The organism is Variovorax sp. RCC_210 (assembly GCF_041355175.1).
GTDB lineage: Bacteria > Pseudomonadota > Gammaproteobacteria > Burkholderiales > Burkholderiaceae_C > Variovorax.
Window position 1 is genome coordinate 178,503 of the sequence record NZ_JBFUPJ010000011.1, and the last position, 26,019, is coordinate 204,521.

Consider the following 26,019-nt stretch of genomic DNA (forward strand, 5'->3'; position numbering starts at 1 on the left):
GGGGTCTGGGGGCGGGTCATGGCGGGGGTGCGTGCGCGCGTCATGGCTTCGCCGCGTCCGGGGCGGTGCCAGCCGCCGTGGCGGGCACCCGCTCGACCTCGATGTCCAGGTTGAAAAGCGGCTCGTTGCCGTTGCTGTTGCCCTGTTCGGCGCGCTGCTTGCCCAGCGCCTTCCAGCGCGCCAGCACCGCGGCCTTCATCGCATCCACGCGCTGGCGGCCCAGCGATTCGGGCTCGCCCGGGGCGGCCTTGTAGGCCAGGCGCAGCACCGAGGGCTTCTCGGACAGCACCTGCACCGTGCGCTCGAGCTCGCCCGCGAAGGCGGCGCGCAGCGTGGCCGCGCCGTCGTCGAAGGCTGCGCCCTGCAGCGCCAGGCGAACCACGCGGTGCACGGTGGCGCCGAAGTTCACCTTCAGCACCTTGCCGCGCGTGGCGCGCTCGGCCGCCGGGTTCTCGCTGGTGGTGCGGTAGCCCGAGGGCAGCGTGCGCTCGTCGAGCTTGAGCACCAGGTTGCTGCCGGTGCCTTCCTTCGGAATGGCGGCGCAGGCGATGTGGTATCGGCCCTGCGCGTCGGTGGTCACCAGCACGCCGTTGACGGTGGCGATGCGCACGTTGGCCAGGCCGGGTTCGCCCTCGTCCTGGTAGCCGTTGGCGTTCTTGTCGTCGTAGACCTTGCCGATCACGTCGGTGCAGTCGAACAGCGCGTCGGGCACCACGCGCACGGTGGCGGTGGCCAGGTTCGACAGGGTGCGTCCGCCCACGCCCTGCAGCGCGACGACCTGGTTGACGAACTCGCCCTCGCCCACGCCGACCCCCACGCCCGCGACCATCAGGTATTCCTTGGTCTCGTTGGGCGCGAAGTTCTGCCCGGGCACCACGAGCTGGCGTCCGTTCACCTGCGGCACCACCGGCAGCGCCGCGCCGCCGGGCAGCGTGCGCACGCTGAGCGAGCCCTGGATGTAGCGAAAGCCCGGCGGCAGCGTGTCGACCACGGCCACGCCCGGCACGGGGTTGCCGCGCGTGTTGCGCGCCGTGATGCGGTACGGCAGCAGCTCGCCCTTCTTCACCGTGAGCTTGGAGGTGGTCTTGCGCAGCTCGATGAGCGTGGCGTCCGACGGGTCCAGCGGAATGTTGTTGGCCACCACGTGCTGGCCGCCGCCGGCCGGCATCTGGAACGACAGGTAGTAGCCCGCGCCCGGCACCAGGGCCGCGCCGGGGCTCACCACGCAGGGGTTGCTCTGCGCGGGCGCCGGGCCGTTGGCCGGCGCCGCGCACGACTGCGTGCCCAGCGCGCCGGCCGCGGCCGGGTAGATGGACGACGGCAGGTAGGCACCCGGCGGCGTCACCGCCAGGCGGTACTCGCCGGCCGGCGCGCCCGGCAGCAGGAAGAAGTCGTAGTAGCCGTTGGGACCGGTGGTGTAGGTGTCGCGCCCGTCGAACAGGTGCTGCGCGGGGTCGAAGCCGCTCGGGCCCACCAGGCGCACCACGGCGCCGGGCACGGGGGTGCCGCTGACGCTGTCGTACACCACGCCGCCCGGGTCGTACGGCAGGTCCTGCTTCTGCACGTTGGCGCCCGCGCTCACGCGCACCTTGATGCTGAAGCGAGGGTCGCTGGCGGCCGGCGTCGGGTACGGGCCGCTGGCGCCGTTCTGCGCGGCGTCGGTCGGCCACACGCCGCCCACCACGCGGCCGTCGGGCGAGCGGAAGCGCACGCGGTATTCGCCGGGCACCAGGTCGCCGAAGCGGTAGCCGCCGTCGGCGCCGGTGGTCACGGTGTAGACCACGGTGGCGGTGTTCTCGCTGCAGGCGTTGCCGCCGTCGGCGCAGCGCAGCAGCTCCACCGTCCAGCCTTCGCCCTGGCCTTCGCCCGATTCGCGGCTGCGGTTGTGGTTCTGGTCGAACCACACGGTGCCGCTGAGCGAGGCGGGCTGGTTGCTGTGCTCGTTGAAGTCGTAGCCGGTGCCGTGCGCGTCCAGGCCGGTGAAGTTCACGCGGATCTGGTTCGGGCCCTGCGCGGTGCCGCCCAGGGTGCCGGGCACGGCAATGCCTTCGTCGTAGCCCGCGGGCTGCGTCTCGGTGATGGTGTAGCCGCCGGTGCCGGGCAGCGGCAGGCCGGGCAGCTCGTAGCGGCCGTTGGCGTCGGTGACGGCGGTGCGCGTCACCGGCTGGCCCGCGGCGTCGGTGCCGGTGAGCGTGAGGGTCACGCCCGCGATCGGCAGGTCTTGCGCCTCGCGCGTGCCGTTGCGGTTGGCGTCGTTGTAGACGGTGCCCGCCAGCGACGCGCCGCGCTCGCCGAAGTTGTAGTTGTCGCCGTTGCCGCCGCGGTAGGCGATGGCGCTGACCACGTCGTTGCCCAGCGTGCCGCTGGCCGTGCCCTCGAGCGTGCCCACGGCGTCCAGGCCGTCGGCGTAGGTCGGGGGCTGCGTCTCGCGAAGGGTGTAGCCCGCGGCGTCCGCCGGCAGCAGGCCGGTGAACACGTAGCGCCCGCTGGCGTCGGTGACCGCGGTGGCGTTCACCACCAGGCCGCTGGCCGAGCGGCCGGTGAGCGTGAGCGTCACGCCGGCGATGCCGGCCTCGGTGGGCTGGCGGATGCCGTCGTTGTTGGCGTCCACGTACACCCAGCCTGCGATCTGGCCGCCGCGCTCGCCGAAGTTGTAGTCGATGCCCACGTCTTCCGACACCAGCGCCAGGCCGCCGAAGCGGTCGTTGGTGCCGCCGGGGTTGGCGCTGCCGCGCGGCGCGCCGCCCACGGTGCCCAGCGACTCGGCGCCGTCGGCCACGCCGGCGGGTTGCGTCTCGTCGATCTGGTAGGTGCCGGGCGTGAGCGCGTCCACCAGGTAGCGTCCGTCGGCGGCGGTCTGCACCGTGCGCTCGACCGCGTTGCCCAGGAAGTCGGTGCCGCTCACGCGCACCGTGGTGCCGGCAATGCCGGGCTCGCCGCTGTCCTTGGTGCCGTTGGACGGCGCCACGTCGGCGTACACATAGCCCGAGAGGCTGGCCGGCTTCACGGCCGAGAAGTTGTTGCCGGCCGAGCCCGCGCCCACCGCGCCGAGCACGATGTTCTGGATGACGTTGGCCGTCGAGCCGTTGGGCCCGCTGGTCACGCCGCTGCCGGCGGTGGGCACGGCGCCGGGCGTGCTGCCCGCGCCGCTGACGTTGCCGGCGCGCGTGATGCCGGGCTGGTAGCCCGCGGGGCGCGTCTCGGTCACGGTGTAGCTGCCCGGCGCGAGGTTGGGAAAGCTGTAGTCGCCGTTGCCGTCGGTGGTGGTGGTGCGCGACACGGGCTGGCCGTTCACGTCGGTGCCGGTGAGCGTGATGGCCACGCCCGCCAGGCCCGGCTCGGTGGCCGGCGCGCCCTGCGCGCCGCTGCCGTCGCGGTCGTAGTACACGCGCCCCGAGATGCCGCCGGGCAGCAGCTCGCCGAAGTAGTAGTCGCCCTGCACCAGCGGCACGTTGGTGCCCGCCACGGTCACGCCGGTGATGGCGTTGCCGCCGCCCTGCGGCGTGCCGGGCTGGCCGTTGTTGTTGGCCTTGCCGGGCGCGTAGTTGGCCGGCTGGGTCTCGGTGATGGTGTAGCCGCCCGCGTTCGACGGCGGCACGTTGCGGAACTCGTAGCCGCCGGGCGTGCCCGTGGCCACCGCGGCGATGTTCACCGGGTTGCCCGCGGCGTCGGTGCCCGTGAGGCGCAGCACGACGTTGTCGATGCCGGTGTCGCCGGCCTGCGGCACGCCGTCGTTGTTGGCGTCCACGAACACGCGCACCGGAATGCGCGTGAGCAGCTCGCCGAAGTCGTAGCCGGTGCCGCTCACGTTGGAGCGCAGCGCAATGGCGCTCACCACGTCGTTGCCCACGGTGCCGCCGGCGGTGCCGGCCGCGTCGCTGCCGTCGGCAAAGGCCGCGGGCTGCGTTTCGGTCAGCGTGTAGCTGCCGGGCACCAGGTTGGCGAAGGCGTAGGCGCCGGTGCCGGTGGCCGTGGTGGTGGTCTTGCTGACGGCGTTGCCGAACATGTCGGTGCCGCTGAGCGTGACGGTGACGCCCGCGATGCCGGGGTCGCCCGCGCTGGCGGCGCCGTTGTAGTCGGCGTCCTGGTACACGCGCCCGGCCAGGCTGGCCGCGCGCACTTCGCCGAAGTTGTTGGCCGCGGAGCTGCCGCCGGTGCCCAGCACGATGTTGTCGATGCGGTTGGCGTTGGAGCCGACGGGCCCGTTGGTGATGCCCGCGCCCGCCGTGGGCACGGTGCCCGGCGTGCTGCCCACGCCGCTGGCGCTGCCGGCCTTGGTGATGCCGGGCAGGTAGGCCGCCGGCTGGACCTCGACCACGCTGTAGGTGCCCGCGGGCACGGTGAAGGCCCAGTTGCCGTTGGCGTCGGTGGTGGTGGTGCGCGTGACCGCGTTGCCCGTGCTGTCGGTGCCCGAGAGTTGCATGGTGACGCCCGCGATGCCGGGCTCGCCGCCGTCGATCAGGCCGTTGCCGTTCAGGTCTTCGTACACGCGGCCCGACAGCGCGCTGTTCTGCACGGTGACCTTGCCTTCGTTGAAGTTGTTGCCGGCATCGGGGTCGGCGCCGCCGTTGGTGTCGCCCGAGCCGGTGGTGACGATGTGCGCACGGTTGGTGATGTCGGTGCCGTTGGCCGGCGCGGCGCCGCTGAAGCGCACCGGAATGCGCACGGTGGCCGTGCCGTTGGCCGGCATGGAGGTGATCGCGCAGCTCACGGCGCTGCCGCCGGCCGTGCCGGTGCAGCTCGGGGCGGCGGGCACGAAGGTGCCGCCGGTGACCGTGAAGACCGGCGTGCCGGCGAGCACCAAGGGCGCGGGCAGCGTGTCGGTGAAGCTGGTGGTTTCCGCGCTGTCGGGGCCGTTGTTGCGCAGCTGCACGAGCCAGTCGAAGGTCTGCGTGGACGACACGGTGGTCAGCGCCGTGGCGCTGCCGGTGGCCACGGCCGCCTTGGAGACCACCTGCACGTCGGCCTTGAAGCGGAAGGTGGTGTTCTCGGCCACCGTGTTGTTGCCCTGCACGGTGTCGTACACGTTGCGCGCGGCGTCGAAGAAATCGACCCTGGCGTTGTTCTGGAAGGTGCCGCGCGAAACGCCCTTGAGCACCACGCGGAACTGCAGCGTGTTGGGCTCGCCGGTGGACGTGGCGCCCGCGCCGCCGAGCTTGGGAATGGTGAACACGATCTGCCCGCCGGAGGCGCCGAGCGCCGCGCCGTTGGCCAGCGCGAAGGTGGTGCCCGCGGGCGCCGTCACCGACACCAGCGAGGGCGGTGCCTCGCCGAGCGGACCGGGCAGCGGCAGCAGGTCGACCAGGCGCACGTCTTCCGCGGTCGACGCGCTGTTGTTCGACACGGTGATGGTGTAGCCCACGTCGTCGCCCACGTTCACCGGGTCGACGTCGTCGCGCTTGGTGACCACCAGGTCGTACACCGGCGGCGTGATGGTCGCGGGCGCCGAGGCGCTGTTGTTGGTCGTGTCGTTCTCGGGCGTGACGGTGCTGACCTGCACGTTGTTGGTCACGACGGCGCCGTTGAGCGCGTAGAGCGGGCGCACGCGCACCGTCACGGTCTGCTGCACGGTGCGGTCCAGCGCGCCCAGCGCGCACACGAGCTGGTCGTTGCCCGGCCCGGTGGGCTGGGTGGTGGAAGGTTGCGTGGCGCAGCTGCCCGTCGAGGGCGTGGCCGAGATGAACATCAGGTTGGCCGGCAGCGTGTCGCTCACGCGCACGTCGTACGCGCGGCTGCGGCTGCCCTGCGCCAGGGTCTGGTTGCGGGCCGTGAGCGTGTAGGTGAGCAGCTGTCCCACGGGCACCGAGTTCGGGCTTGCCGACTTGGTGACCGTGACGTCGGTGCGCGCGACCAGGTAGGCCGTGGCGGCGCCGTTGTTGTTGGCCAGGTCGGGGTCGGCCGGCGTGAGCGCGACGGCGCGCGCGGTGTTGTTGATTTCAAAGCCGTCGTCGGTGGCCGAGCGGCCGTCGCCGTAGTGCGTGGCAACGACGCGCACCACCGGGCACAGCGGCAAGGCGCTGGGCGCGTCGGTGCTGGCGCGGCACACCGGCAGCACCGACAGGGTGCAGCCCGTGAGCGCGACGGTGCCACCGCCCGTGGTGGGCAGCGCGCAGGTGCCCGCGAAGGTGCCGCCGTTGGGGGTCTGCGTGACGGTGCTGGTGCCCACGACCTGCGCGAAGCTGTCGGTGACGGGCACGCTCTGCGCCTCGGACGGGCCGGTGTTGACCACCTCGATCTCCCAGGTCACGGGCAGGCCCGCGACCTGGCGGTTGCCGGCGCTGTCGCCGATGCCCACCACGCGCTTGAGCACCTTCACGTCGGCCGCGGTGGCGCTGGCGTCCGCGCCGGTGCCCAGGTCGACGCAGTCGTTGCCGGTGTTGGCGTCGGGGTCGGTGCCCGTGGCGAGCGCCACGTTCACGCACATGTGGTTGACCACCAGCCCGCCGGGCGGCAGCGCCGGGATGGTGACGTTCACCAGCACGTAGCCGCCGTTGCGCGCGGTGGTGGAGGTGTCCACGCCGATGTCGGCGGTGAGCGTGCGCGTGCAGTTCAGCTCGGCGGGGCCGGCCACCGGCGCGGCCGGCGTCGGGTTGACGGGGGCGCCGCCCTGGGTGAGCGTGCAGCTGTAGCCGTCGCGCTGCGTCACGCTGTTGATCAGCACGCCCGAGGGCAACTGGTCGAACAGTTTGAGGGTGCTGCCCGCCAGCAGGCGCGTGGGGCCGAGGTTGGTGGAGCCCACCTGGTAGTCGAAGGCCTGGCCCAGCGGCACGTTGTTCTGCGGCCAGCCGCGGCGCTTGTCGGCCTTGAAGTCGGTCTCGGACACGGCCACGTCGGCCGGCACGCTGCCGGTGGCGGAGGCCACGATGGGGCCGGTGGCGCTCACGGTGGCCTGGTTGACCACGCCGGCGCCGGCGCTGGTCGCAACCACCGGGATCACGATGTCGCCCAGCGCCACGTTGGCGCCGCCGGTGACGATGTTGCTGCGCGTGCAGTTCACCGTTTGCCCGGCGACCGAGCAGCTCCAGCCCGCGGGCGGGACTATGGGCGCCTGGATGGCGAAGTTGGCCGGCACCGTGTCGCTCAGCGTGACGCCCGTGGGCGCGCTGCCGCTGAAGCTGGGCTTGAGCGTGAAGTTGAAGCGCTGCCCCACCAGCAGCTGGCCGCCGTCGTGGCTCTTGGCCAGCGCCAGCACGTAGCCCGCGGTCACGCCGGTGTTGGCGGTGGCGGTGTTGTTGGTGGAAACGCCGTCGCCCACCGTGCCCGCCGGCGCCACGGCCGTCTGGTGCGTGATGGTCGAGCCCGTGCCCGCGGTGACCACGCCGTTGATGGTGAAGGTGCGCGTGTTGTTGCCGGTGGTGGCTGGCGTGACCGGTACGTTGCAGGTCAGCAGGCTGCCGCTGACCGAGCAGCCCGAGGGCAGGCCCGAGCCCGAGACCGACAGCCCGGTGGGAATCGGGTAGGTCAGCGCGGAGCCGGTGCTGTCGTCGGGGCCGTTGTTGGTGACGGTGAACACGATGGGCACCGTGGCGCCGCTGGGGGCGGTGGCGGGCGCGCTGATGGCCACGGCCATGTCGGCGCCGCGGTTCACGGTGATGGCCTTGGTCTCGCTGGAGCCGCCGCCGCTGGGCGTGGCCTTGACGCTGAGCGTGCCCTGGGTGAGCGTGCGCAGCAGCACCTCGAAGCTGCGCAGCTGGTTCGCGCCCAGCGTGATGCCCGTGCAGGTGAGCGTGCCGGAGCCGGCCGCGCCCACGGCCACGTCGGCCGTGCAGCTGCCCACGGGCACCGCGCCGGTGCCCATGTAGACCGAGTTCGGGGGAATCGTGTACGTGAACGAGGCGCCGGGCGCCGTGATCGGCAGGCTGTCGGTCTCGGCGATGGTCACGGTGCTGGTGACGGTGCCGCCGGCGGGAAGGATGTCGGGCGCGTGCACCAGGCTGGAAACCTGCGGCACGGCGTGGGCGGTGGCCGCCAGCAGCAGGCCGGCGGCCAGGCCCGCCAGGCTGGCAAGCAGGCGGGGCCGGCGGCGAACCGGTGCGGGCGCCGCATGGGTAGACACGTCGCGGCACGCCAGGGCGGCGGCCGACAGATTCGTTGGGGTGCTGGACATCCCGTCCCTCGTGATGGCTCTGATGGACCGGGCACCGTTCGTCGGTGTCGCCACAGGGCGTGGCGGGGTGCTCCGGAAAGAGCGGGAGTCTTGGGCCGGCCCGACTGGCGCACCTTTGCGATTCCGGACAAAAGGTTTGCTTGAGATGACTTTTGTTTACAAATGCAACGTAACGTGAAATTAATCACGCTGCTTTTCGGCACTGCGCGCCTACCCTCCACGGCATGTCCTACTGGTCGACCACGCCGCCCCGCCGCGCACACATCCTTCTCATCGACGACAACATCGAAGAGCTGCAGCTGCTGCTGGGCGTGCTGCGCGAGGCGGGGCACCGCATCAGCCTGGCCTTCGACGCCATGCAGGGCTACCGCCGCGTGACGGCGCTGCAGCCCGACCTGGTGCTGCTGGACGTGCGCATGGGCGGCAACGACGGCTTCACCACCTGCCGGCTGCTGAAGGCCGACCCCGCGACGGCGCGCATCCCGGTGATCTTCGTGACCTCGTCGAGCACGGTGGAAGAACGGCTCACCGGGCTGCGCGAGGGGGCGGTCGACTACATCCTGAAGCCCTTCGAGCCGGCGGAAGTGCTGGCGCGCGTGGCGGTGCACCTGGCGCTCTCGGGCAGCCAGCAGCAGGCGCGCGCCTGCATGGCCGAGGCAGAAAGCGCGCTGGAGAACGCGGCCCGCGGCGAGCGCACCGACCGCGTGATCGCGCAGGCGGTGGAGCGGCTGGTGCGCGCCGACCTGGCGCAGGTGCCCGCGCTGCCCGAGCTGGCGGCGCGCGTGGGCACGCACGAAAAGCGGCTGTCGCGCGCATTCCGCGAGCAGACCGGGCGCACGGTGTTCGAGTTCGTGCGCGACGCGCGGCTGGCCGAGGCGCAGCGTTTGCTGGGCACTTCGGCGCTCAGCGTCGAAGAAGTGGCTCTGGCAGTGGGTTTTTCGGGTGCGGCCAATTTCTCGACGGCGTTTCGCGAGCGCTTCGGGTGCACGCCGACGGCGTTTCGCCAGGCGCCCCTGTCGTGCACCGCGGCACAGTTCGCGCGGCCGGCATGACCACTGACCTTGCCACCGACCTTGCCATCGACGTGACCGCTGTCATGCGCCGGCGGTGACCGCCCCGCGCGGGTTCGGCGCCCTGCTGCTGTGCGTCGTCTTCTGGCTGGCTGGCGCGCTTTCGGCGCAGGCCGGCACGCTGCACCTGGACGACAGCGCGCAGTGGCCCATCGCGCTCGACAGCGCGTTCGATGTGTTCGAGGACACCGGCGCGCAACTGTCGCTGGACGAGGTCGATGCGCTGGAGAACGGCAAGGGCATGGGCATCGGCATCGGCACCGCCGATGGCTTCCAGCCCGGCACGCCCGCGCGCATGCGGCAAGGCTTTTCGAAGTCGGCCTTCTGGCTGCGGCTCACGCTGTCGAACGACGGCACCATGCCCCGGTCGCTGCGGCTGGTGCTCAACGCGACGTGGCTGCAGCACGTTGAATTTCATGTGCAGCGCGCCGTGGCGGGCCGCGCCGTGTGGTCGCATGAAGAGGCCGGCGTGTCGGTGCCGCTGCACGGCGAGCGCGACCGCGTGCCCACGCTGTCGCTCGACCTGCGGCCCGGCGAGCAGGTGCGCGTGCTGGTGCGGGTGCACACGCGCAGCAGCGTGAAGCTGGCGCCCGAGCTGCACACCGCCGACAGCTGGCGCGAGGCCGAGAGCAGCCACGCGCTGCTCGACGGCCTGCTCATCGGCGGGCTGCTGGTGCTGTCGGTGTATTCGCTGGCGCTGTGGTTCATTTCGCGCAGCCTGCCGATGGCACTGCAGAGCCTGGGCTTCGCGATGGTGGCGCTGTACGAAAGCGTCTACCGCGGCCATGCGCGGCTGGCGCTGTGGCCCGACAACTTCGAGTGGAGCTACCGCGCCGCCGGCGTGACCGCGGGCTGCTGCGTGCTCAACCTGATGTTCCACCTGTACGCGGTGTCGCGCCGCGGCCCGGTGCGCGCGCCCGGCCTGCCGGTGCTGCTGGCGCTCGCCGCGCTGCAGTGCGTGGTGGTCGCGGGCATGGCCTGGGGCCCCTACGGGCCGGCCGCCAAGCTCGGCACGCTGAGCGGGCCGCTGGCGGTGGTCGCGCTCACGGCCAGCACCTTCGTCTACATGCGGCGCGCGGGCCCGGGCGGCCAGCTGGCGTTCGTGGTGATGGCCACCGTCACCGTGGGCATGGGCCTGCGGCTCACCGAGCTCGTGCTGCCCGCGCACATGATTCCCGGCTTCGACGCCTATGCGCTCGGCTTCCCGGGCATGCTGGTCGGGCTGGTGGCGCTGGCCGCGTGGACGCAGCATCTCTCGCGCCAGCGGCTCGCGGCGCAGCGCACGCTGGTGCACTGGCAGGCCGACGAACAGCTGCGCCTGCGCGAAGAGGTCGCGCGCAAGACGCAGGCGCTGAACGCCGCGCTGGAGCAGGCCGAGCACCAGGCGCGCGAGCAGACGCGGCTCATGGCCTACATCAGCCACGACCTGCGCGCGCCGCTGGCCACCATCATCGGCAACGTGCGGCTGCTGCAGGACCAGAGCCTGCCGCCGGCCGAGCGGCTGCAGTCCATCGAGCGCAGCGCCACCTACCAGCTCGCGCTCATCGACGACCTGCTCGACTACGCCAAGGGCGAGCTGCTGCCCTTCTCCTTCGAGCCCCGGCCGGTGCGCCTGCGGGCGCTGATCGACGACATCGCGCAGTACGCCGACACGCTCGCGCAGCGCCAGCACAACGGCTTCGAGCTGAGCGTGACCGGCGCGCTGCCGGTCGCGGTGTACCTGGACAGCAAGCGCTTCCAGCAGCTGCTGCTCAACCTGCTGTCGAACGCGGCGAAGTTCACGCGCGACGGCCGCATCGGCCTGCGCGTGGAGGCCAAGCCGCGCGCGGATTCGTGGCGGCTCAAGTTCGAGGTGTGGGACAGCGGCGTGGGCATCGGCAAGGAAGACCAGGCGCGCATCGCCCAGGCCTTTGCGCAGGGCGCGGCCAGCGCGGACGGCAACGGGCTCGGGCTGGCGATTGCACGGCGCATCGTGCAGCACATGGGCGGGCGGCTGCTGCTGGAGAGCCACAGCGGCCTGGGCACGCGCGTGCGCTTCTCGGTGATCGTGAAGGACGCGCCCAAGGAGCTGCTGCCGGTGCTCGCCGCCAGGCCGCAGCCTGCGCGCGTTGCGCCTGGATTGCCCGCGTTGCCCAGGTTGCCCGCCTTGCCGGGCCGGCGGCGGCACCCACCCACGCCGGCGATGGCGCCGCTGCCGGCGGCGGCGCGCGACGAGCTCGAAATGCTCGCGCGCGACGGCCGCTGGAGCGACCTGCACGAATGGGCCGACCGGCTGGCCGTCGACGCGCGCCATGCGGCGCTGGTCGAGGCGGTGCGCCATGCGCTGCAGCTGCTGGACTTCGAGCACATCCGCCTGCTGGCACGCGCCACGCCCAGCGACTAGTCAATAGCCTCGCAGTGCTTTGCCTGCGCGCCCCGCCCTGGCTACGATGGCCGCATCGATTCGCCAGGAGACATGTTCATGCACGACATCGCCACGCTCCAGCAGCTGCTGGACACGCTGTTCCCCGGACTCATGGGCGTGAAGCTGCGCGAGCTGACGCCCGAGCGCGTGGTTGCGCAGATGGAGGTGCGGGCCGACCTGTGCACCGCCGGCGGCATCCTGCACGGCGGCGCGTACATGGCGTTCGCCGACACGCTGGGCGCGGTCGGCACGCTGGCGAACTTGAACGAAGGCCAGCGCACCACGACCACCGACTCGAGCACCAAGTTCATCGCGGGCGCCAGGCTCGGCAGCACGGTGACGGGCACCTGCGTGGCGCTGCACCGCGGACGCACCACGCACGTGTGGCAGACCACCGTGACCAACGCAGAGGGCAAGCTCTGCGCGGTGGTCACGCAGACGCAGCTGGTGCTTCAGGCGTGAAGGGTTCCTGCGCGAGGCCTGCCTGGGTGCGGCCTGCCTGGGCGCTGCTTGCCTGGGTGCCGACTACCTGGTCAGCCTCCTGCGGGTGGCTCGCCGCGTAGCGCTCCAGGAACAGGTACAGCAGCAACCCGCCGGCCAGCGGCAGCAGGTAGTACAGCGCGCGGTACGCGAGCACCGCGCCCATCAACGCGCCCTGCTTCACCGTGCCCGACAACAGCGCGAGGTACACGGCCTCGAGCACGCCGAGCCCGGCCGGTATCGGCGTGATGACGCCGACGATCGATGCCGCGAGCAGTACGCTCAAGGTGGTCGCGTACGGCACCTGCTGGCCCAGCAGCAGGTACATGGCGGCACCCATCAGTGCCCAGTTGCTGCACGACAGCGCCAGCTGCACCAGCGCCAGCCGCGCGCCCGGCAAGGTGAGCCGCTTGCCCCTGAACGTCCATTGCCGCCCTTGCGCCACGGCGCAGGCCACCACGTAGGCCAGCGCCAGCAGGATCATCGCCACGCCGAGCATGCGCAGCGCGAGGTCGCCGATGTGCGCCTGCCGCGGCGGCTCGATGGCGCCGGCCGCGAACAGGCCGCCGGCCAGCAGGCCGTAGCCGAGCCAGTTGGTCACGAGGCTGAGGCCGACCACCTGCGCGACGGTCGCGTCGTCGAGGCCCGCGCGTGCGTACAGGCGCGCGCGCATCGCGATGCCGCCGACCAGCGAACCGAGGTTGAGATTGAAGGCGTAGCTCGTCACCGCGATGGCCCAGGTGCGCCACGCGGGCAGGCGGTGTTTCAGGTGACGCCTGCCGATGAGGTCGAAGCAGCCGTAGAGCGCATGGCTGGCGGTGGCCAGGCCGAGCACGGCGAGCAGCAGCCAGGGGGAATAGCGTTGCAACGCGTGCCACGCGCCGGCCCAGTCGACCTTGTGCGCGTGCGAGAGCAGCAGGCCGAGTACGGCGATGCCGAGCAGGGGGAGCGCCCATTTGCGGCAGCGCTGCCAAAGGGATGGCGAAGTGGTCGAACCGGAGGTGCCGGTGTCCGACGTGCCGACTTGAGGAATGGCCTCGGCGGAAGTTGCCGCGTGCGCGGCCTGCAGGCTCATGGCGGTGTGGCGGGTCAGGCGGGGTCTTGCTTGCCGCTTTGCTTCGGCGCCTTGTCGGATGCGTTCTCCGGCGTCTTGTGATCGGCGGAGCCCTTGTCGTGGAGCTTGCGGTTGCCCACGTCCTTCATCAGTGCCTCGCCCTCGGTGTCGCGGCCGTCGGTGGGCACGGACTCCTCCTGGGTGACTTCAGGTTCTTCGTGCGCCGAATGTGCGGACTTGGGTGCGGGCTTGGGCGTGGACATGTAGCGGCTCCTCGGGCTCTATGGATGCCTTCGAGTCTTCGGGGTCCGGGGCAATCGCATCGCCATCCTTGGGCGACGACGGGTGCAGGACATTTGCCATACGCGGCGCATTGCGCAGCTGCGCACCAGACGTCTCGTGCCCTGTTCGCTTGCAAGATCCGTCTTTGGAAATTTTCAGTTACATTTCCTGCGCCCATTTCGGGCGGAGGAGACACACAAATTGAATAGCGTGAGGAGACTGCTTCTTGCAGCCATGGCTGTCTCGGTGTTCACGAGCGGCTGCGCGGTCAATCGCACCAAGGCCACCGTCGATCCCTCGGCCGGACTGGACAAGCTGCGCGTGGTGCAGGTGCGCAAGCTCGAGGGCGAGGACGGCACGATCCACCAATTGGTCGCGGCCAACCTGCGTGCGCGCGGCATGCGCGTGGTCGAGGACGGCAAGGCGCCCGAGCGGGTCGACGCCGTCGTCACCTACGTCGACAAGTGGACGTGGGACATCACCATGTACCTGCTGGAACTCACGGTCACCATTCGCGAGCCCAAGACCGACTACCCCCTGGCCACCGGCCATTCGCTCCATACCTCGTTCACCCGGCTCTCGCCATCGCAGATGGTCGACGAGGTGATCGGGAACATCTTCAAAGAATCGGAAAAAAACAAATGATCCATCACACCCTTCGCCGCGCCGGCGCGCTGGCCCTCCTCGCCGTGGTCGTCGCGCTCGCAGGCTGCGCCTCCCCGGCCAACCGCGACGCCATGACGACCACCAGCGTCGCGTCGAGCAAGAAGCTGCCGTTCTCGGTGTCGGTGAAGACCGGCGGCGGCAGCGAAACGAATCCGCTGTGGACCGCCGACATCTCCGACGACGACCTGCGCGCCGCCATCGAGAAGTCCATCACGCAGACGGCCCTGTTCAAGGAAGTCGTCAAGGGCAAGACCGGCGACTACGAGCTGTCGGTCTCGATCGTCAAGCTGAGCAAGCCCACGTTCGGCGCGGCGTTCACCGTCGACATGGAAGCGGGCTGGTCGCTGGTGAAGCTCTCGGACAACTCGGTGGCGATGCGCCGGGTCGTCAAGTCGACCTACACGGGCGGCGCGTTCGACTCGCTCGTGGGCACCACGCGCCTGCGCATGGCGGTGGAAGGCGCGGCGCGCAACAACATCAAGCAGGGCCTGGAAGCCGTGTCGGCGCTGAACCTCTGAGCGAACGGCAAGCAGTTCGCGCCACCTGAAAGCAGCGGCTGGCGATGAGGGACCGGACATCCGGCCCGCATCGGCCAGCCGCTTTTTTTTCGGGGTAGCCATGACTTTCGTGACTGGCGAGCGCAGCGGCGCGCTGCTAGATTGCCGCCGCTGTCACGCATCGTCATCGCCCACCTCGCACTGCAGGGCTCAGTATGGGGCGCTACCCGAGCTCCACGCCGATAGCAAGACCACGGCGAAGATTTACGACCGATCCCGCGCATCGAAGCGAAAAGGCCTGAATTAGTAATCGATTCGAAAGCGTCCTTGGCCGAACCGCAATTGCACCCGGTTCAAAACGTCTCGCCCGATTAGCCCGTAGATCATCTCGTTGAAGAAGGGGCGTCCGATCACTTCCAATGCCGGAAAGGTCAACGGTTGATCCCCGTAGGTTCGCAACTCGAATTGCACGTCATACGTCGGGCAAGAGGTCGGTTCAATTCGAGTCGTCGAGCCAACAATCATCCTGGCCCCGCGATCGGGTATGCCTAGATGACGCATCGTGTCCTCGCTGACCATCGACGAGTCGGCACCCGTATCGATCAAAAACGGGAGCTTGATCGGTTGAGGAACTTCAAGGCGCTTTGCCCGCAGGACGCGAGCACGCGGTTCGCTGACACCTATCCAGATGTCCAGTATTGCGCCTCTGGAACCGTAGCTGCCAGTTAAATGGGGCACGGCCCAAGATCGCGCATGAAATGAACCACGTCTTGGTCCTCGGCCACCTTCTTCACGAAGAAGTGGTCAAGCCCAAAAGTCGCGTAAGCCCAATCAAGAGCGTCTTGGTAGGTAGGCGAAAAATGAACGGTCTGGGTATCTTTGATGACCACGTATTGGCCATCGTATGAAGACAGCATGGCTGGAAGCTGCTCTTGGTACGTTTGGAGTTCGGCCCGAGGCTCAACCATAGGCCGCCGCCGTAAGGAAGTACGTCATTTGTGTCACCCCATTTATATATTTATTCACCGACTGCCCACAGAGTTATCCACAGCCGTGCCGCGAAGAGTACCGAATTAGGAACGCCGAATCAATGGGGCAATGCCTCAACTTTGGCGACCGTCGATTGAGTGTCTCGATTTCGCTGAAATCCCAGGGTGGGAATAAAACGAAAAAGGCGCTACAACTTTGATAGCTGTAGCGCCTCTCGAAATATGGTGGCCTGGGGCGGAATCGAACCACCGACACGCGGATTTTCAATCCGCTGCTCTACCAACTGAGCTACCGGGCCATTGTGTGCAGCCTCGAATTATACAGCGCTTCTGCGCCCTCTTGAGAGATCCACACCAAGTTGTTTAAGTTTTCTGTAGAGATGGGTGCGTTCGAGGCCGGTTTTTTCGGCGACACGGGTCATCGAACCGTTCTCCATCGCCAGGTGGAACTCGAAATACGCCTTCTCGAAGCCGTCGCGCGCATCGCGCAGCGGGCGGTCGAGGTCGAAGCTCTGCGTGGACTGCGGGCCGATGTCCGCCACGGGCACCGCGGCGAGCGACGCCATCATCAGGCTGTCGCCCGTGGTGGTGATGGCCGCGGCCTGCGAGCCGGTGGCCGGCGTGGGCACCACGCCCGCGGCGGCGCGGCGTGCGCTCTCGCGCGCCAGGCCCTGCTCCACTGCCTTGAGCAGCTTCTGCATGGTGATGGGTTTTTCGAGGAACGCGAAGGCGCCGATGCGCGTGGCGTCGACCGCGGTGTCGATGGTGGCGTGGCCGCTCATCATGATCACCGGCATGCTCAGCAGGCCCGCGGTGGACCATTCCTTGAGCAGCGTGACGCCGTCGGTGTCGGGCATCCAGATGTCCAGGAGCACGAGGTCGGGCCGGGCGCGCTGGCGCGCGGCGCGTGCTTCGGCGGCGTTTTCCGCGAGCTCCACGTTGTGGCCTTCGTCATTGAGAATTTCGAAGAGCAGGTCCCGGATGCCCAGCTCGTCATCGACCACGAGAATGTTTGCCATGAGTGCTGCTTGTTGTATGCGCTGGTGTCTGCAATGGTGTGTAGGAGTCTGCCGGCACATCCCTCGCCTGGGCGACGGATTCGTGCGGCTCAGGCGGCGGAAGACTTCGAATCTTCGGTGTGAGCGACCGCTGCCCGCGGCTCGCTTGCCAGCGCGAATGATAGCGAGACTTGCGCCCCTGCCACAGCCCCATCGACCACGCGATTGGAAAGCTCGATGCGCGCACCGTGTTCGTCCGCGATCTTCTTCACGACCGCAAGGCCCAAACCGGTACCTTTTGTTTTCGTGGTGACGTACGGTTCGAACGCGCGCTTGAGAATATTTTCAGCAAAACCCTTGCCGCTGTCCTGCACCGTCATGCGCACGCGCTGGCCCGAATCGCCCAGCCGCGTGCGGATGACCACCTCGCCCGGCTTGCCCGTGCCGCTGGCCGCGGCCTCGGCGGCGTCCTGCGCGTTTTGCAACAGGTTGTGTATGACCTGGCGAATCTGCTGGGCATCGCCGCGTACTGGCGGACAGCGCTCGTCGAGTTCGAAGCGCAGCGTGATGGGCAGGCTGTCGGCGTTGTAGAGCTGGAGCACGTCGGCCAGCAGCGCATTGAGGTCGACCGGCTTCAGGTCGGCCGCGGGCAGGCGCGCGTAGTCGCGGAACTCGTTCACCAGCCGCTTCATCGCATCGACCTGGTCGACGATGGTCTTCACCGACTTCACCAATATGGCCTGCTCGGGCGGCGGCACCTTGCCCGACAGCTTCATCTCCAGCCGCTCGGCCGAAAGCTGGATGGGCGTGAGCGGGTTCTTGATCTCGTGCGCCAGCCGGCGCGCCACCTCGCCCCAGGCCTGCGCGCGCTGGGCGGAGACGATTTCCGAGATGTCGTCGAACACCAGCAGCCGCGCAGCGCCGGGCAGCTCCGCGCCGCGCGCGACGATGTTGATGGCGCCGTCCTGCTGCGGCAGGTCGTTGCCCGAGGCGTGCAGCTCGAAGGCGTGCTGCCAGTGGTCGAGGCCGTGCTGCATGCGCTCGACGAGGAAGTCGTCGAACTGCTGCTGCACCTTGGCGCCGAAATCGGCCAGGCCCGGCACGGCCACCAGCGCCTGGCCTTCGTAGGCGGCCATCGGTGCGCGCAGCACGCGCGTGGCGCCGGGGTTGGTCGACAGCACGATGCCGCGGGCGTCGAGCACGATCACGCCCGAGGTCAGGTTGTCCAAAATGGTCTGCAGGTTGGCGCGCGCCGCGTCGAGCTGGCCCATGGTCTTCTCGACCGCGCCGCGGGCGTCGGCCAGTTGCTGCGTCATGACGGCGAACGAGCGCGTGAGGCCGCCCAGCTCGTCCTTGCCCTGCAGCACGGCGGTGGGCCGCAGGTCGCCGGCGGCCACCTGGCGCACGCCGTCGGCCAGCACCAGCAACGGCCGGGCGAGCTGGTTGCCGAACAGCACGGCCAGCAGCACCGCGCCGAATACGGCCAGGAACAGGCTCAGCGTGAGCGTGCCGATGTACATGCGGCGCAGGCCTTCTCGCGCGAGCGCCCTTTCCTGGTATTCGCGGTTGGCCTCCTGCACGGCGAGCGCGTTGGCCACCACCGCCGGCGGCAGCGGCCGCGTGACCTGCAGGTAGCGCGGGGCGGTGTCGAAGTCGAAACCCGGGCGTTGCACCATGGCCAGCGCGCGCACGCTCGCGACCGGCGGCGGCGCGCCGGGGGCGGCGGTTTCGTCCAGCCCTTCGACGTGCGACACGGCGCGCTCGGGGCGCACCTGGCGAAACTGCTGCGCCGTCGGCCGCTCGGGGTTGAGCTGGAAGCGCGAGGTGCCGGCGCTGGCCACCAGCTGCCCGGTGCCGGTCCACAGGATGACGTCGGTGGCCTCGAGCTGGTCGCGAATGCGCTCCAGCTGCAGGCCCGCGCTGGCATCAGGCACCTGCGCGAGCTGCGCGCTGGCGCTGCGCGTCTTGGCCGCCAGGTCGTCGGACAGCGAATCGAGCGTGGCCCGCCCCAGGTTCAGGCCGGCGTCGAGCGCGCCCTCCACCTTCACGTCGAACCAGCTTTCGATCGAGCGCGCGACGAACTGGTAGGACACCACGTAGACCAGCGCCCCGGGCACCACACCCACCAGCGCGAAGATGGCCGCCAGCTTGATGAGCAGACGGCTGCCGAACTTGCCCTGCCGCAACCGCCGCAGCAGCCGGAAGGCGACCCAGCCGATCACCAGAACCAGCAGCACCGCCACCACCACGTTGATGCCGAACAGGCGCACGTAGTAGCGCTCGTACAGCGCGCGGTTGTTGGTGGCCTGCGCGAGCAGGAACATCAGCACCAGCCCGATGGCCGTGACCAGCGCGGCCCCCACGCCGATGGCCCAGCGCATGGCGCGCGCGCGGCTGGCGGCCGGCGTGGCCGCTGCGCCGCTGCGCGCCGACGTGCTCACTTCTGCTTCTCCACGGCGAGCCGGGCGGTGCGCTCGGCGGCGATGTTCCAGTCGGACTGCCCGACCACGCCGATCTGGAACGGCCGCGGCAGCTGCGAGGTGTCGAGCCGGAAACGGAAGGTGACCTGGTGCAGCGGGTCGTCGCCGATCTCGGCGGTGTCGCCCAGCCGCAGGCGGCCGACGCGCTTGATGGCGTCCAGCGCGTCGGCCAGCGTGTCGAAGTTCTGGTTCAGCGAAATGCCCAGGCCGGCCGCGCCGGTCATGGGCGCCGCCGACACGTTCAGGCGCCAGCGCCGCGTGAGCGGCTGGTAGGCCAGCCGCATGTGGCGCGTGACCTGGGCGACCTTGCGGTCGGTCCAGTACCAGCGCTCCTGGAAGATCTCGGCCTCTGCCACGAAGTAGATGGCGATGCCCTTGTCGAGCACCTCCTCGACCAGCGAGGGCAGCTCGAACTGAACGGCGGCGCTGAAGTAGACGCCGTCGTCGGACTGCTCCAGCCGCATCTGGCTGATCGATGTGCCGGCACGCCCCTGCGCCACCGCCGGGGCCGGCAGCCAGGCCATCCACAGCACCCACACCCAGAGCAGCACGGCCAGCAGGACCGGCCGGCGCGGTTCAGTGCGAGCGTTTTTCGAGCAGTGCGTAGAAGAAACCGTCGTGGTCACCAGAGGGATTGTCCGGGACGCTGCGGCCATTCGACCCGTTTTGGGGCAGCAAATGGCCGGGCGACGGCAGCAAACGTGCGTCGGTGTTGTGTACAAGAAACGCATCAATTTGTTGCGAACCTTCTTCGCGAAACACGGAGCAGGTGCAGTAGAGAAGACGGCCGCCGGGCTTCACGAGCGGCCAGAGCGCCGCCAGCAACGCGGCCTGCTGGGCCGCGAGCTGGCCGGTGTCGCTCTCACGGCGCAGCCAGCGCACGTCAGGGTGGCGGCGCACGATGCCCGAGGCGGTGCACGGCGCATCGAGCAGGATGGCGTCGAAGGGCGTGCCGTCCCACCACTGGGCGGGACGCGCGGCGTCGGCCACCAGCACCTTGGCGCTCATGCCGATGCGCGCCAGGGTCTCGTCGATGCGGCGGCTGCGCACGGCGTCGACTTCGAGGGCGGTGACGTCGATGGCGCCAGGGCTCGCCAGCTCGAGCAGGTGCGCGGTCTTGCCGCCGGGGGCGGCACACGCGTCGAGCACGCGCAGCGGGGCGGCGGAGGCGGACCGGGCCGCCAGCAGGCCGTCGAGCAACAGCGGCGCGGCCATCTGCGCGGCGGCGTCCTGCACCGACGAAGCACCCTCTGCAAAACCGGGCAACTGCTGCACCGGCCGTGCACGCGCGAGCTGCAGGCCCGAAGGACCGACGCGCGTGGCCGACAGCCCCACGGCTTCGAGCTCCGCCAGGTAGGCGACCGGGTTCGATTTCTGCGCATTCACGCGCAGCGTCATCGGCGCCTGCGCGTTGTCGGCACCCAGCACGCGTTGCCACTCGCGCGGATGGTCGCGCTTGAGGCGCTCGATCCACCAGCGCGGATGGTTCCACTGCGCCACCGGTTCGCTGTCGGTGATGGCCACCAGCTCGTCGCGCTCACGCAGAAAGCGCCGCAGGCAGGCATTGATGAAGCTGGCCTGCGCGCGCGTGGCGGGGTTGCGCTTGGCGGCCTCGACCGCCTGGTCGACCAGCGTGAAGGGCTCGTAGGGCGCGCGCTCGGTGTCCCAGGCCAGCGCGAGCGCCGTGCACAGCAAGGCATCGGGCAGCGGCGGCGGCGTGCGCTTGGCCAGGTGGCGGCGCAGGGCCTCGGCGCGGCCCAGCCAGCGCAGCACCTGGAAGCCGAGCGCCTGCACGCCGGGGCGCAGGGCGGGTTCGACCGCCTCGAACGCGACCGAGCCCGAGGTACCGGCGCGAATCGACGCCAGCGCCACCGCGGTCAGTTGCAGTTGGCGCCAGAGCGGGGGTTGCAGCGACGGCGCGCCGCCGCTGCTCGAAGAATCGGAATGTAGGTCTGACAAGTTGGGGCGATGGTAACGGGCGCCCGCAAGCCGGACGCCGTGCAATGGAAAGAAAAAGGAAGCCGCGCCTGACGCTCAGAGCAGCGGCGCGGCCGCACGCAGACGCACGGCCCATGCCACCAGCATCGCGGGGAACTGCGCGATGGCCGCGTTGTAGCTCGCCACGGCCTGGTTGAACTGGTTGCGTGCAATTTCCGCGGCGGCCGAAGGCTCGGGCCACGCGATGGGCTCGGCCACGCTCGCCGCAGCGATCGACGATCCCGACGCTCCCGACGATCCAGGCATCAGCGGCACCGGGCGCGACAGCGTGCCGTCAGCGTCGAACACCGTCACATCGTCCGGGTGCTGGCGCCGCCATGCGCCGATCCACACCTGCAGGGCGGTGGCCAGCGCCGCCATGCCGCCGGCGTCCAGCGGATGCAGCCGCGTGGCGCCCAGCAGCGTCGACAGCTGCGTGGTCGCGGCCTGCAGCGGCGCAATGGACGACAGCGATTCATTCAGCACCGCCTCGGGTGGCGAGGCAGCGATGCTGGCCTGCACGAAATCGAGCTGCTTGCCCAGGGCCGCATCGAGCGCCCCATAGGCCTGCAGCACGGTCGCGCGCAGGCGCACCAGCCGGTTGTAGGCGCCGACAAACCAGAACAGCAGCACCGCGATCACGATCCAGCTGGCCAGCGATTCGGGCAACAGACTCATCGACAACAAGGCCTCATGGACAACACAAAGAAAAACGCCCCCCGACCGGGGCCGGTCGGGGGGCGTGTGTACCGGTCATGGCCGGTGATGCTAACCAGTTATTCGGTCGCAGCGCCTTCGCTGGCGTCCACCGTGGTCGCTGCATCGCTGGCCTCGTTGGAGGCTGCCATGTCGGCGGCCTCCGACTCGGCAATAGCGCGGCGCTCGGCTTCGTCCATCGCGTCCTTGACCTTGCGTGCCTGGTGGTACGCCATGCCGGTGCCCGCGGGAATCAGGCGGCCGACGATCACGTTTTCCTTCAGGCCGCGCAGCTCGTCGCGCTTGCCCATGATCGCGGCTTCGGTCAGCACGCGCGTCGTTTCCTGGAACGAAGCTGCCGAGATGAACGAGTCGGTCGACAGCGACGCCTTCGTGATACCCAGCAGCAGGTTGGTGAACGTCGCGGGGATCTTGCCTTCGGCGCGCAGGGCGTCGTTGGTGTTGAGCATTTCGCTGCGTTCGACCTGTTCGCCGGAGATGTAGCCGGTCTCGCCGATGTTGTCGACCACGACGCGACGCAGCATCTGGCGAACGATCACCTCGATGTGCTTGTCGTTGATCTTCACACCCTGCAAGCGGTACACGTCCTGCACTTCGTCCACGATGTAGCGCGCGAGTTCTTCCGAACCCAGCAGGCGCAGGATGTCCTGCGGGTCCGCCGGGCCGTCGACCACGCTTTCGCCCTTGTTCACCACCTGGCCTTCGTGCACCAGGATGTTCTTTTCCTTCGGAACGAGGTCTTCGTAGACGCCGCCTTCGGGATCGGTGATCTGCAGGCGGATCTTGCCCTTCGTTTCCTTGCCGAACGACACCGTGCCGGTCATTTCGGCCAGCATGCCCTTGTCCTTCGGCGAACGGGCTTCGAACAGCTCGGCCACACGCGGCAGACCGCCGGTGATGTCGCGGGTCTTCTGGCCTTCGACCGGAATACGCGCCAGCACTTCGCCGGGGCCCACGTCCTGGCCGTCGCGGATCTGCACCAGCGAGCCGATCGGGAAGCCGATCGTCACCGAGTGGTCGGTGCCCGGGATCTTCACTTCGGCGCCGGAGGCGTCGATGAGCTTCACCTGAGGGCGAACCACCTTGGCGGCGCCGCGGCGCTTCGGGTCGATCACGACCAGGGTCGACAGACCGGTCACTTCGTCCACCTGCTTGGCGACCGTCAGGCCTTCCTCGACGTTCTCGAACTGCGCCTTGCCGGCGAACTCGGTAATGATCGGGCGGGTCAGCGGGTCCCAGTTGGCGAGCACGTGGCCGGCCTTGATCTGCTGGTCGGCCTTGACCGTCAGCGTGGCGCCGTACGGCACCTTGTGACGTTCGCGCTCACGGCCGTGCTCGTCATGAATGACGATCTCGCCCGAACGCGAAATCACGACCAGGTCGCTCTTGCTGTTAGTCACGTAGCGCATCGTGGCGTTGAAGCCGATCGAGCCGTTCGACTTGGCTTCCACGCTCGAGGCTATGGCGGCGCGCGAAGCGGCACCACCGATGTGGAAGGTACGCATCGTCAGCTGCGTGCCGGGTTCGCCGATGGACTGCGCAGCGATCACACCGACGGCTTCGCCGATGTTGATCAGGCCGCCGCGGCCCAGGTCGCGGCCGTAGCAGGTCGCGCAGATGCCGAAGCGGGTTTCGCAGGTCAGCGCGGTACGCACCTTGACCTCGTCGACGCCTTGCGCCTCGAGCTCTTCGATGTTGTCCTCGTCGAACATGGAGCCGGCCTTCAGCAGCACCGAACGGTTTTCCGGGTGCAGCACGTCGTCCGCGGCCGAGCGGCCGAGAATACGGTCGCGCAGCGACTCGATCACTTCACCGCCTTCGACGATGGCGCGCATCAGGTAACCGCCGTGCGTGCCGCAGTCCTGTTCGGTCACGACCAGGTCTTGCGTCACGTCGACCAGACGACGGGTCAGGTAGCCCGAGTTCGCCGTCTTCAGCGCCGTGTCGGCCAGACCCTTACGGGCACCGTGGGTGGAGATGAAGTACTCCAGCACGTTCAGGCCTTCGCGGAAGTTCGCGGTAATGGGCGTCTCGATGATCGAGCCGTCGGGCTTGGCCATCAGGCCACGCATGCCGGCCACCTGGCGAATCTGGGCCGCGGAACCGCGGGCGCCGGAGTCGGCCATCATGTAGATCGAGTTGAAGGACTCCTGCTCCACTTCCTTGCCGTGGCGGTCGATGACCTTCTGCTTCGACAGCTTGGCCATCATGACCTTCGACACTTCGTCGCCGGCCTTGCCCCAGATGTCCACCACCTTGTTGTAGCGTTCGCCGGAGGTCACGAGACCGGAGACGTACTGCTGTTCGATCTCCTTCACTTCCTTGGCCGAGCGCTCGATGATGCCGTGCTTTTCAGCGGGCACCAGCATGTCGTCGATGGCGATCGAGATGCCGGCCTTGGTCGCCAGGCGGAAGCCGTTCTGCAGCAGCTTGTCGGCGAACACGACCGTCTCTTTCAGGCCGCACTTGCGGAACGAGACGTTGATGAGCTTGGAGATTTCCTTCTTCTTCAGCGCCTTGTTGATGTTCGAGAACGGCAGGCCCTTCGGCAGGATCTCGGACAGCAGGGCACGGCCCACGGTGGTGTCCACGAGCGAGGTCGACGGCGTGAACACGCCGGTTTCCTTGTCCTTGGTGTACTCCGTGATACGCACCGCGACCTTGGCGGTGAGCTCGACCTCGTTGGCGTCCAGCGCGCGCTGCACTTCACCGATGTCGGAGAAGATCAGGCCCTCGCCCTTGCCGTTGATGCGGTCGCGGGTCGTGTAGTACAGACCCAGCACCACGTCCTGCGAAGGAACGATCGACGGTTCGCCCGATGCCGGGAACAGCACGTTGTTGGAGGCCAGCATCAGCGTGCGGGCTTCCATTTGCGCTTCCACCGACAACGGCACGTGAACGGCCATCTGGTCGCCGTCGAAGTCGGCGTTGAATGCCGCGCAGACGAGCGGGTGCAGCTGGATGGCCTTGCCTTCGATCAGGATCGGTTCGAACGCCTGAATGCCCAAACGGTGCAGCGTAGGCGCACGGTTCAGCATGACCGGGTGTTCCTTGATCACTTCTTCCAGGATGTCCCACACCACCGGCGTGCCCGATTCGACTTCCTTCTTGGCAGCCTTGATCGTGGTCGCGATGCCCATGGCTTCCAGGCGCGAGAAGATGAAGGGCTTGAACAGTTCCAGCGCCATCAGCTTCGGCAGGCCGCACTGGTGCAGCTTGAGCGTCGGGCCCACCACGATGACCGAACGGCCCGAGTAGTCGACGCGCTTGCCCAGCAGATTCTGGCGGAAGCGGCCGCTCTTGCCCTTGATCATGTCGGCCAGCGACTTCAGCGCGCGCTTGTTGGCGCCCGTCATGGCCTTGCCGCGACGGCCGTTGTCCAGCAGCGAGTCCACAGCTTCCTGCAGCATCCGCTTTTCGTTGCGCGCGATGATTTCCGGAGCCTTCAGCTCCAGCAGGCGGCGCAGGCGCGAATTGCGGTTGATGACGCGGCGGTACAGGTCGTTCAGGTCGGAGGTCGCGAAGCGGCCGCCGTCCAGCGGCACCAGCGGACGCAGGTCCGGCGGCAGCACGGGCAGCACTTCGAGCACCATCCACTGGGGCTTGATGCCCGACTTGCGGAAGGCTTCCAGCACCTTCAGGCGCTTGGAGTTCTTCTTGACCTTGACTTCGGAGCCGGTCAGGTCACCGCGCAGGCGTTCGATCTCGCTGTCGAGCTCGATGCCTTCCAGCAGGTCCTTGATGCCTTCGGCGCCCATCTTGGCAACGAATTCGTCGCCGAATTCCTTGCGCTTCGCGTCGTAGTCGTCCTCGGACATGATGCCGAACTTCTTCAGCGGGGTCATGCCGGGGTCGGTGATCACGTAGGCTTCGAAATACAGCACGCGTTCGATGTCGCGCAGCGTCATGTCGAGCACCAGGCCCAGGCGCGACGGCAGCGACTTCAGGAACCAGATGTGGGCGCAGGGCGCGGCCAGGTCGATGTGACCCATGCGCTCGCGACGCACCTTGGTCTGCGTGACTTCAACGCCGCACTTCTCGCAGATCACGCCGCGGTGCTTCAGGCGCTTGTACTTGCCGCACAGGCACTCGTAGTCCTTGATGGGGCCGAAGATCTTGGCGCAGAACAGGCCGTCGCGCTCTGGCTTGAACGTGCGGTAGTTGATCGTCTCGGGCTTTTTCACTTCGCCGAAAGACCACGAACGGATCTTCTCGGGCGACGCCATGCCGATCTTGATCGCATCGAAATGCTCGTCGGGCGTGAATTGCTTGAACAGGTCGAGTAATGACTTCATGTG

16 protein-coding genes and 1 tRNA gene are annotated in these 26,019 nt (G+C 69.0%); 5 read left to right on the forward strand and 12 right to left on the reverse strand.

The window, feature by feature from the left end:
* Positions 1 to 40 precede the first annotated feature (40 nt).
* The gene (locus AB6807_RS26870) at positions 41 to 8,107 is read right to left on the reverse strand and encodes an SdrD B-like domain-containing protein (protein ID WP_371086943.1); all 8,067 of its coding nucleotides are present in this window, start codon (positions 8,105 to 8,107) and stop codon (positions 41 to 43) included.
* Positions 8,108 to 8,331: 224 nt separating this feature from the next.
* On the opposite strand from AB6807_RS26870, the gene AB6807_RS26875 reads away from it, so the two are divergent.
* From AB6807_RS26875 to AB6807_RS26885, 3 genes are all read left to right on the forward strand, one after another.
* Positions 8,332 to 9,159 (forward strand): helix-turn-helix domain-containing protein, encoded by an 828-nt coding sequence (locus tag AB6807_RS26875; protein WP_116910784.1) that lies wholly within the window; start codon positions 8,332 to 8,334, stop codon positions 9,157 to 9,159.
* Positions 9,160 to 9,214: 55 nt separating this feature from the next.
* Positions 9,215 to 11,560, forward strand: coding sequence for an ATP-binding protein (locus AB6807_RS26880; RefSeq protein ID WP_371086944.1), 2,346 nt, complete (start codon positions 9,215 to 9,217; stop codon positions 11,558 to 11,560).
* A gap of 78 nt (positions 11,561 to 11,638) precedes the next feature.
* A complete protein-coding gene (locus AB6807_RS26885; RefSeq protein ID WP_371086945.1) occupies positions 11,639 to 12,043 on the forward strand; it encodes a PaaI family thioesterase in 405 nt (134 codons plus the stop codon).
* Here the strand turns inward: AB6807_RS26885 and AB6807_RS26890 are convergent.
* Together AB6807_RS26890 and AB6807_RS26895 are read right to left on the reverse strand one after the other, a co-directional pair.
* Positions 12,012 to 13,136 (reverse strand): lysylphosphatidylglycerol synthase domain-containing protein, encoded by a 1,125-nt coding sequence (locus tag AB6807_RS26890; protein ID WP_371086946.1) that lies wholly within the window; start codon positions 13,134 to 13,136, stop codon positions 12,012 to 12,014. The genes AB6807_RS26885 and AB6807_RS26890 overlap by 32 nt on opposite strands.
* A gap of 14 nt (positions 13,137 to 13,150) precedes the next feature.
* On the reverse strand, positions 13,151 to 13,378 hold the full coding sequence (locus AB6807_RS26895; RefSeq protein WP_371086947.1) for a hypothetical protein: 228 nt from the start codon (positions 13,376 to 13,378) through the stop codon (positions 13,151 to 13,153).
* A gap of 229 nt (positions 13,379 to 13,607) precedes the next feature.
* Between AB6807_RS26895 and AB6807_RS26900 the strand changes: the two genes are divergently transcribed.
* A complete protein-coding gene (locus tag AB6807_RS26900) occupies positions 13,608 to 14,042 on the forward strand; it encodes a hypothetical protein (protein WP_286517073.1) in 435 nt (144 codons plus the stop codon).
* Positions 14,039 to 14,581 carry a hypothetical protein gene (locus AB6807_RS26905; protein WP_286517075.1) on the forward strand — a complete coding sequence of 181 codons (543 nt, stop codon included), beginning with the start codon at positions 14,039 to 14,041 and terminating at the stop codon, positions 14,579 to 14,581. Before AB6807_RS26900 ends, AB6807_RS26905 begins: the two co-directional genes overlap by 4 nt.
* Before the next feature lie 282 nt (positions 14,582 to 14,863).
* Here the strand turns inward: AB6807_RS26905 and AB6807_RS26910 are convergent, their stop codons facing one another.
* The 9 genes from AB6807_RS26910 to rpoC all read right to left on the reverse strand — a co-directional run bounded on the left by AB6807_RS26910 (position 14,864) and on the right by rpoC (position 26,016).
* Positions 14,864 to 15,298 carry an aspartyl protease family protein gene (locus tag AB6807_RS26910; RefSeq protein ID WP_371086948.1) on the reverse strand — a complete coding sequence of 145 codons (435 nt, stop codon included), beginning with the start codon at positions 15,296 to 15,298 and terminating at the stop codon, positions 14,864 to 14,866.
* Positions 15,286 to 15,528 (reverse strand): DUF5678 domain-containing protein, encoded by a 243-nt coding sequence (locus AB6807_RS26915; RefSeq protein ID WP_371086949.1) that lies wholly within the window; start codon positions 15,526 to 15,528, stop codon positions 15,286 to 15,288. The genes AB6807_RS26910 and AB6807_RS26915 overlap by 13 nt, the downstream gene beginning before the upstream one ends.
* A 244-nt stretch (positions 15,529 to 15,772) precedes the next feature.
* Positions 15,773 to 15,848, reverse strand: a tRNA-Phe gene (locus AB6807_RS26920).
* An 18-nt stretch (positions 15,849 to 15,866) separates the two neighbouring features.
* A complete protein-coding gene (locus tag AB6807_RS26925; protein ID WP_116910792.1) occupies positions 15,867 to 16,568 on the reverse strand; it encodes a response regulator in 702 nt (233 codons plus the stop codon).
* Between the two features lie 89 nt (positions 16,569 to 16,657).
* Positions 16,658 to 18,988: an ATP-binding protein gene (locus AB6807_RS26930; protein WP_116910793.1), complete on the reverse strand. Its 2,331-nt coding sequence runs from the start codon at positions 18,986 to 18,988 to the stop codon at positions 16,658 to 16,660.
* Positions 18,985 to 19,551 (reverse strand): DUF4390 domain-containing protein, encoded by a 567-nt coding sequence (locus AB6807_RS26935; protein ID WP_207786737.1) that lies wholly within the window; start codon positions 19,549 to 19,551, stop codon positions 18,985 to 18,987. The genes AB6807_RS26930 and AB6807_RS26935 overlap by 4 nt, the downstream gene beginning before the upstream one ends.
* Positions 19,552 to 19,603: 52 nt before the next feature.
* The gene (rsmB, locus tag AB6807_RS26940; RefSeq protein WP_371086950.1) at positions 19,604 to 20,986 is read right to left on the reverse strand and encodes a 16S rRNA (cytosine(967)-C(5))-methyltransferase RsmB; all 1,383 of its coding nucleotides are present in this window, start codon (positions 20,984 to 20,986) and stop codon (positions 19,604 to 19,606) included.
* A 75-nt stretch (positions 20,987 to 21,061) separates the two neighbouring features.
* On the reverse strand, positions 21,062 to 21,682 hold the full coding sequence (locus tag AB6807_RS26945) for a lema family protein (protein WP_371086951.1): 621 nt from the start codon (positions 21,680 to 21,682) through the stop codon (positions 21,062 to 21,064).
* Positions 21,683 to 21,780: 98 nt separating this feature from the next.
* Positions 21,781 to 26,016, reverse strand: a complete 4,236-nt coding sequence (gene rpoC / locus AB6807_RS26950) for a DNA-directed RNA polymerase subunit beta' (protein WP_116910796.1) — start codon at positions 26,014 to 26,016, stop codon at positions 21,781 to 21,783.
* Positions 26,017 to 26,019: the final 3 nt, after the last annotated feature.

Coding starts and splice junctions, on each gene's coding strand:
- AB6807_RS26870 (WP_371086943.1), bottom strand. CDS start 8,107: ATGTCCAGCACCCCAACGAATCTGTCGGCCGCCGCCCTGGCGTGCCGC.
- AB6807_RS26875 (WP_116910784.1), top strand. CDS start 8,332: ATGTCCTACTGGTCGACCACGCCGCCCCGCCGCGCACACATCCTTCTC.
- AB6807_RS26885 (WP_371086945.1), top strand. CDS start 11,639: ATGCACGACATCGCCACGCTCCAGCAGCTGCTGGACACGCTGTTCCCC.
- AB6807_RS26890 (WP_371086946.1), bottom strand. CDS start 13,136: ATGAGCCTGCAGGCCGCGCACGCGGCAACTTCCGCCGAGGCCATTCCT.
- AB6807_RS26895 (WP_371086947.1), bottom strand. CDS start 13,378: ATGTCCACGCCCAAGCCCGCACCCAAGTCCGCACATTCGGCGCACGAA.
- AB6807_RS26905 (WP_286517075.1), top strand. CDS start 14,039: ATGATCCATCACACCCTTCGCCGCGCCGGCGCGCTGGCCCTCCTCGCC.
- AB6807_RS26915 (WP_371086949.1), bottom strand. CDS start 15,528: ATGGTTGAGCCTCGGGCCGAACTCCAAACGTACCAAGAGCAGCTTCCA.
- AB6807_RS26925 (WP_116910792.1), bottom strand. CDS start 16,568: ATGGCAAACATTCTCGTGGTCGATGACGAGCTGGGCATCCGGGACCTG.
- AB6807_RS26935 (WP_207786737.1), bottom strand. CDS start 19,551: ATGGCCTGGCTGCCGGCCCCGGCGGTGGCGCAGGGGCGTGCCGGCACA.
- AB6807_RS26945 (WP_371086951.1), bottom strand. CDS start 21,682: ATGAGTCTGTTGCCCGAATCGCTGGCCAGCTGGATCGTGATCGCGGTG.
- rpoC (WP_116910796.1), bottom strand. CDS start 26,016: ATGAAGTCATTACTCGACCTGTTCAAGCAATTCACGCCCGACGAGCAT.